General features: G+C 72.1%; 5 protein-coding genes. 3 read left to right on the forward strand and 2 right to left on the reverse strand.

The annotated features are described in order from the left end of the window. Nucleotides 1-134: 134 nt before the first annotated feature. Together mfd and RH94_RS23025 are read left to right on the forward strand one after the other, a co-directional pair. On the forward strand, nucleotides 135-3,677 hold the full coding sequence (mfd, locus tag RH94_RS23020) for a transcription-repair coupling factor (protein WP_073949507.1): 3,543 nt from the start codon (nucleotides 135-137) through the stop codon (nucleotides 3,675-3,677). A 142-nt stretch (nucleotides 3,678-3,819) separates the two neighbouring features. Beyond that, nucleotides 3,820-4,536, forward strand: a complete 717-nt coding sequence (locus tag RH94_RS23025) for an HNH endonuclease family protein (protein WP_073949509.1) — start codon at nucleotides 3,820-3,822, stop codon at nucleotides 4,534-4,536. A gap of 122 nt (nucleotides 4,537-4,658) precedes the next feature. On the opposite strand, the gene RH94_RS23030 is transcribed toward RH94_RS23025, so the two are convergent. Beyond that, nucleotides 4,659-5,444 carry a hypothetical protein gene (locus RH94_RS23030; protein ID WP_073949511.1) on the reverse strand — a complete coding sequence of 262 codons (786 nt, stop codon included), beginning with the start codon at nucleotides 5,442-5,444 and terminating at the stop codon, nucleotides 4,659-4,661. Between the two features lie 47 nt (nucleotides 5,445-5,491). After that, nucleotides 5,492-5,950 (reverse strand): hypothetical protein, encoded by a 459-nt coding sequence (locus RH94_RS23035; RefSeq protein ID WP_073949513.1) that lies wholly within the window; start codon nucleotides 5,948-5,950, stop codon nucleotides 5,492-5,494. Between the two features lie 213 nt (nucleotides 5,951-6,163). Between RH94_RS23035 and RH94_RS23040 the strand changes: the two genes are divergently transcribed. Beyond that, nucleotides 6,164-7,574, forward strand: a 1,411-nt coding sequence (locus tag RH94_RS23040; RefSeq protein WP_073949677.1) for an N-6 DNA methylase, incomplete at its 3' end; no start/stop codon positions are given.

Raw genomic sequence — 7,574 nt, forward strand, 5'->3', positions numbered from 1 at the left:
CCCCGCCGCCCCCGCCCCCGTTGTCCACAGCCTCCACGGCCACCCGCCCGGGCGTCGTACGCTGAAGGGACCCCCGGCCCGCCGCACGAGTCGGGCCCTTCGTGTTGCCCACCCCCGGACGGAAAAAGCCCCTCATGACCCTGCACGGTCTGCTCGACGCCGTCATCAAGGACCCCGCCCTCGCGGAAGCGATCACCGCCGCGGCGGACGGCAACCGCATGCACGTCGACCTCGTCGGCCCCCCGGCGGCCCGCCCCTTCGCGGTCGCCGCCCTGGCCCGTGAGTCCGCCCGCCCCGTGCTCGCGGTGACGGCGACCGGCCGCGAGGCCGAGGACCTGGCCGCCGCCCTGCGCTCGCTGCTGCCCCCCGAGGGCGTCGCGGAGTACCCCTCCTGGGAGACGCTGCCGCACGAGCGGCTCAGCCCCCGCAGCGACACCGTGGGCCGTCGCCTGGCCGTGCTGCGCCGCCTGGCCCACCCCAGCCCCGACGACCCGGAGACCGGCCCGGTCTCCGTCGTCGTCGCCCCCGTGCGCTCCGTCCTCCAGCCGCAGGTCAAGGGCCTGGGCGAGCTGGAACCGGTGTCGCTGAGGAGCGGACAGACCGCCGACCTGGACGATGTCGTCGACGCCCTGGCCGCCGCCGCGTACTCCCGCGTGGAACTGGTGGAGAAGCGCGGCGAGTTCGCCGTGCGCGGCGGCATCCTCGACGTGTTCCCGCCCACCGAGGAACACCCCCTGCGCATCGAGTTCTGGGGCGACGACGTCGAGGAGATCCGCTACTTCAAGATCGCCGACCAGCGCTCCCTGGAGGTCGCCGAGCACGGCCTGTGGGCACCGCCCTGCCGTGAGCTGCTGCTCACCGAGGACGTACGCACGCGTGCGCGTGTGCTCGCCGAGCACCACCCGGAGCTCGGCGAACTGCTCGGCAGGATCGCCGAGGGGATCGCGGTCGAGGGCATGGAGTCCCTGGCGCCGGTCCTGGTCGACGACATGGAGCTGCTGCTCGACGTGCTGCCCAAGGGCGCCATGACCGTCGTCTGCGACCCGGAGCGGGTGCGCACGCGCGCGGCGGACCTGGTGGCGACCTCGCAGGAGTTCCTGCAGGCCTCCTGGGCGGCGACGGCCGGTGGAGGCGAGGCCCCGATCGACGTCGGCGCGGCCTCCCTGTGGTCGATCGCGGACGTACGGGACCGCGCGCGCGAGCTGGACATGATGTGGTGGACCGTCTCGCCGTTCGCCGCGGACGAGGCGGCGTACGACGGCGGGGGCGGGGACACCCTCAAGCTGGGTATGCACGCGCCCGAGACCTACCGCGGGGACACCGCGAAGGCGCTCGCCGACACCAAGGGCTGGCTCGCGGACGGCTGGCGCACGGTCTTCGTCACCGAGGGCCACGGCCCGGCCTCCCGCACCGTCGAGGTGCTGGGCGGGGAGGGCATCGCGGCCCGCCTGGACGTGGACCTGGGACAGCTGTCCGCGTCGGTCGTGCACGTGGCGTGCGGCTGCATCGACCACGGTTTCGTCGACCCGGGCCTGAAGCTGGCGGTGCTCACCGAGACCGACCTGACCGGCCAGAGGTCGGCCGGCCGCGACGGCGCCCGGATGCCGGCCCGCCGCCGCAAGTCCGTCGACCCGCTGACGCTGGAGGCCGGCGACCACATCGTCCACGAGCAGCACGGCGTGGGCCGCTACATCGAGATGGTGCAGCGCACGGTGCAGGGCGCCACCCGCGAGTACCTGGTGGTGGAGTACGCCCCGGCCAAGCGCGGCCAGCCCGGCGACCGCCTGTACATCCCCACCGACCAGCTGGAGCAGATCACCAAGTACGTCGGCGGCGAGGCGCCCACCCTGCACCGGCTCGGCGGCGCGGACTGGACGAAGACCAAGGCGCGGGCGAAGAAGGCGGTCAAGGAGATCGCCGCCGACCTGATCAGGCTCTACAGCGCGCGCATGGCCGCGCCCGGGCACCCCTTCGGCGCCGACACGCCCTGGCAGCGGGAGCTGGAGGACGCCTTCCCCTACGCGGAGACGCCCGACCAGCTCACCACGATCGCCGAGGTCAAGGAGGACATGGAGAAGTCGGTCCCGATGGACCGTCTGATCTGCGGCGACGTGGGCTACGGCAAGACGGAGATCGCGGTCCGCGCCGCCTTCAAGGCGGTCCAGGACGGCAAGCAGGTGGCGGTGCTCGTGCCCACCACGCTGCTGGTGCAGCAGCACTTCGGCACGTTCTCCGAGCGGTACGCGCAGTTCCCGGTGAAGGTGAGGGCGCTGTCCCGCTTCCAGACCGACACCGAGGCCAAGGCGGTCCTGGAGGGGCTGCGCGACGGTTCGGTGGACGTCGTGATCGGCACCCACCGCCTGTTCTCGTCGGAGACGAAGTTCAAGGACCTGGGCCTGGTCGTCGTCGACGAGGAGCAGCGCTTCGGTGTCGAGCACAAGGAGCAGCTGAAGAAGCTCCGCGCCAACGTCGACGTCCTGACGATGTCCGCGACGCCGATCCCCAGGACCCTGGAGATGGCGGTGACCGGCATCCGGGAGATGTCGACGATCACCACGCCGCCCGAGGAGCGCCACCCGGTGCTGACGTTCGTCGGGCCGTACGAGGAGAAGCAGATCGGCGCGGCGATCCGCCGTGAGCTGCTGCGCGAGGGCCAGGTCTTCTACATCCACAACCGGGTGGAGTCCATCGACCGTGCCGCGGCCCGGCTGCGCGAGATCGTCCCCGAGGCGCGGATCGCCACCGCCCACGGCCAGATGTCGGAGACCGTCCTGGAGCAGGTCGTGGTCGACTTCTGGGAGAAGAAGTACGACGTGCTGGTCTCGACGACGATCGTCGAGTCGGGCATCGACATCTCCAACGCCAACACCCTGATCGTCGAGCGCGGCGACAACTTCGGCCTGTCCCAGCTGCACCAGCTGCGCGGCCGGGTGGGCCGCGGCCGCGAACGGGGTTACGCCTACTTCCTGTACCCGCCGGAGAAGCCGCTGACCGAGACGGCCCACGAGCGGCTGGCGACCATCGCCCAGCACACGGAGATGGGCGCGGGCATGTACGTGGCGATGAAGGACCTGGAGATCCGCGGCGCCGGAAACCTGCTGGGCGGCGAGCAGTCCGGGCACATCGCGGGCGTCGGCTTCGACCTGTACGTGCGCATGGTCGGCGAGGCGGTGGCGGACTACCGGCGGCAGCTGGAGACGGGGGAGATCGAGGAGCCGCCGCTCGAGGTCAAGATCGAGCTGCCCGTGGACGCGCACGTCCCGCACGACTACGCGCCCGGCGAGCGGCTGCGCCTGCAGGCCTACCGGTCCATCGCCTCGGCCGACTCGGAGGAGGACATCAAGGCCGTCCGCGAGGAACTCACCGACCGCTACGGCAAGGTGCCCGAGCCGGTGGAGAACCTGCTGCTGGTGGCCGGGCTGCGCATGCTCGCCCGGGCGTGCGGGGTGGGCGAGATCGTGCTGCAGGGCAACAACATCCGCTTCGCCCCGGTGGAGTTGCGCGAGTCGCAGGAGCTGCGTCTCAAGCGCCTCTACCCGGGTTCGGTGATCAAGCCGGCCGTGCACCAGGTCCTCGTGCCCCGTCCCAAGACCGCGAAGGTCGGCGGCAAGCCGCTGGTCGGGCGCGAACTGCTCGGCTGGGCCGGGGAGTTCCTGGCGTCCGTCCTGGGGTCGTAGCCAGCGGGCGCGGGCACGCCGTGCCCGCGCCGTGCCTCCGTGCCCCCCGTGTGGCATGCACATTCTCCCCGCTACCGTGGGCATCTTGGAAAAGAGACCCGCACCAGGGGCGGGACCAGGCACGTAAGGGGAGGGGCGCAGCGTGAGGCGTCTGAGGGGCGGTGCGGTCGTGGCCGCCGTCGTGGCGTTGGCCGTGACCGGTTGCACGGAGGAGATCAACGGCTCGGGCGAACCCGAGAGGGCGGCGGGCGGGGGCGGTGCGGCGCTCGCCGCCGCCGAGTCGCTGCCCGTCAAGGGGCGGTCGCCGAAGACCGGCTACGAGCGGGGCAAGTTCGGCAGCGCCTGGGCGGACACCGACTCCAACAGCTGCCCCACCCGCGACGACATCCTCAAGCGGGACCTGAAGGAGGTCGAGTTCACCGACGGCACGTGCAAGGTGTCGTCCGGCGTGCTGCGGCCGGACCCGTACACCGGCAAGGAGATCGTCTTCCGGCGCGGTCGCAGCCAGGTCGACATAGACCATGTCGTCGCCCTCTCGGACGCCTGGCAGAAGGGCGCCGCGTACTGGGACGCCGGCAAGCGCATAGCCCTGGCCAACGACCCGCTCAACCTGCTCGCCGTGGAGGCGAGCGCCAACCGGTCCAAGGGCGACGGCGACACGGCGACCTGGCTGCCGCCCAACAAGGGCTACCGGTGCGCGTACGTCGCCGCGCAGGTCGCGGTGAAGAAGAAGTACGAGCTGTGGGTCACCGCCGCGGAGAAGGCCGAGATGAAGAAGGTCCTGTCCACCTGCCCCGACCAGAAGCTCCCTTCCGGCGGCAACCCGACGAAGGCACCGGAGCGGTTCCAGGCGCGGTGACGCGACGCCGTACGGCCGGGGAGGCGGGTGTGCCTCCCCGGCCGGGGCGACGGCCCGTCACACTCCCCCCCACAGGGGTGACGGGCCGTCGGTCAGGTGGCCGGTCGGGCCGCGGCGGGACGTCAGAGCTTGTCGAGGTCCACGATGTCCTTGTCGGCGGGCGGCGTCACCGGGACCGGCTTGCCGTAGTCCGTGAAGGAGAGGGTTTCCGGCTTCTTCGCCGTGGTCTTCTCGATGCGCAGCAGATACGGCTTGCCCTCGGTGGCGACGTAGAGCGTGTAGCGGTCCTTGCCGTCGGCCTCGGTGAGGGTGAACGCGGGTGTGCCGTCGAGTGTCGTCGCCTTGCCCTTGCGGGCGACCGAGTGGGAGTCCTCGAACCCGGCGAGCAGCTCGTCGAGGTCGCAGAACTCGGTCACCTCCTTGGCGTCGTCGCTGTCGGCGTCGGCCTTCATCCAGCGGTCGGCGAGCATGTCCACCATGCTGTCGGTCTCGGACTTGGGCTCTCCCTCGCTCTCGGAGCGCAGGAGCGCCTCGTCGAACTTCGTGTAGGCGGTGTCGTCGGTCCTGATGACGTCGACGTTTCCCCCGCCCATTCCGATGGACCCGGCGCAGTGCCCTTCGCGGTCGAGGGCCAGGTCCAGCCTGACCGTGTCCTTGCCGTCGGAGATGCTGCCCTTCAAGGTCAGGGAGGTGGCGCTCCTGGTGGCCTTGAACGCCTTGTCGACGATCTCCTGCCCGGACAGGTCGGCGAACGGGGTCTGTTCGGCCGTGGACGGGGCGGACTTCGAAGCCGGGGCGGCCGTGTCCTTGCCGTCACCGCCCGCGGCCTCCGGTTTTCCGGAGCCGCACGCGGTGAGGGCGAGCAAGGCGGTGGCGGCGAGCAGGCAGAGTGCGGTGGTGCGACGCATGGGGTTCCCTCAGGGGTGTCGTGCGGTGGGTGGGGGTCCGTCAACCTCTAGAACCTGCCGTTGCCGAGCGGATCGCCGTCGGCGTCGTAGACCGTGACGAGACCGTTCTCGCTGTGCTTCCAGTCCGCGAAGGCGGAGGCGATGAGCTTGGCGGGGCCGGTTCCCTCGCCGAGGAGGCCGCCGGTGAAGTCGGTGTGGACGTCGACGCTGTCGAGGACGTCGTTCTGCTCCTCGGCGCCCCGGACCTCGGTGACGTGGGCGACGGCTTCCTTCTCCTGCGGGGTGCCGTTCTCGTTCACGAAGGCCTTGAACCGGTCCGCCCGGGAGTCCTTGGCCGCGTCGGACTCCTTCTCCTCGGCCGTGTCCTTCTTCCCGCCGGCGTCCTCCGGCGCCACCGAGCCGGACGAGCCGCCCTCGGCGCCGTCGGTGTCGGGGCCGCACGCCATCGCGCCGATGATCGCGAGACCGAGGGCGGCGTTCAGCGCGAGCCTCGTTCTCATGCCCATGAGAGGTCCCTCCCGAGAAGGGCGGCCACCTCGTTCCGGCGGCCGCTCGTTCCGACGGGTCAATCAGAACAGACTCTGTGAACCGAGTCAACGCGACTGAATGTTGTTTGTCGGTTTGTCTTGTGAAGCGGGTTTTCTGGTGCCCTTGGGTATGCTCGGCGCCACAGCGTCATCGGGAGGGAAGCCGTGCGGGAGCAGGACAACGCCACTGAGGTGACCGCCACCGGAATCGCGCGGCTCGCGGGGGTCGGCCGCGCGGCCGTCAGCAACTGGCGCCGTCGTCACGCGGACTTCCCCCGGCCCGTCGGCGGCACCGAGGCCAGCCCCGCCTTCGCGCTCGCCGAGGTCGAGGAATGGCTGCGCAAGCAGGGGAAACTCGCCGAGGTCCCGCTCCGCGAACGGGTCTGGCAACAGCTCGCCGGACACCCCGCCGGCCCCGTCACCGCCCTCGTCCACGCGGGCTGCGCCCTGCTCCTGATCAGCGACCGGCCCACCGAGTGGCTGAAGCTCGGCGGCCTCACCGACGCACGGATGGCCGAGGCGCTTCCCGGCAAGCTCGCCAGGGTGCTCACCCAACGGTTCGGTTCACAGGCCGCTGTGAACACCTCGGGCACGACCCCGGGCCATGTCGGCACCAACGGCAGTTCACAGCCGACTGTGAACACCGGCCACGCGGCCCTGGCCGCCCCCGGCCCCGCCGAGACGGCCGCCTCCGTGCCGCTGCTGAGGGGCGTCGGCGAACTCGCCGCCGAGCTCGGCACCCGCCGTACCTTCGAGTTCCTGCTCGGGCGGCAGCTCGACGCCAACCCCCGCCAGTACACGCTCACTCCGGCCGGCCCCGCCGCACTGATGGCCGAACTCGCCGGCCGGCCCCGTACCGTGCTCGACCCCGCCGCCGGCACCGGCGCCCTGCTCGGCGCCGTCCGCTCGCCGACCGCCGTGTACGCGCAGGACTCCGCTCCCGAACTCGCCGCCCTCACCGCGCTGCGGCTCGCCCTGAGCACCGACGCCGAGGTACGCGCACGCGTCGGCGACACCCTGCGCGCCGACGCCTTCCCCGGCCTCGCCGTGGACGCGGTGCTGTGCCACCCGCCGTTCAACGAGCGCAACTGGGGCCATGACGAACTCGCCTACGACCCGCGCTGGGAGTACGGCTTCCCCGCCCGCACCGAGTCCGAACTGGCCTGGGTCCAGCACGCCCTCGCCCATCTGCGCGACGGCGGCACCGCCGTCCTGCTGATGCCGCCCGCCGCCGCGTCCCGCCGCTCCGGCCGCCGTATCAGGGCCGACCTGCTGCGGCGCGGCGCCCTGCGTGCCGTGATCGCGCTGCCCGCCGGATCGGCACCCCCGTACAACGTCCCGCTGCACCTGTGGGTGCTGCGCCGCCCCACCGCCGGGGCCCGGCCCTCCCCGTCCGGACTGCTGCTCGTCGACACGGCGTCCACCGGTGACGGGCGCGCCCGCGACGACTGGCAGGCCGTGCGCTCCGCGGTCCTCGACGCCTGGCGGCCCTTCGACCGCACCGGCACGACCGCCGAGCAGCCGGGGCTCAGCCGCTGCGTCCCGGTGCTCGACCTCCTCGACGACGACGTCGACCTCGCCCCCGCCCGCCATCTGCCGCCCC

The organism is Streptomyces kebangsaanensis (assembly GCF_001906585.1).
Lineage (GTDB): Bacteria > Actinomycetota > Actinomycetes > Streptomycetales > Streptomycetaceae > Streptomyces > Streptomyces kebangsaanensis.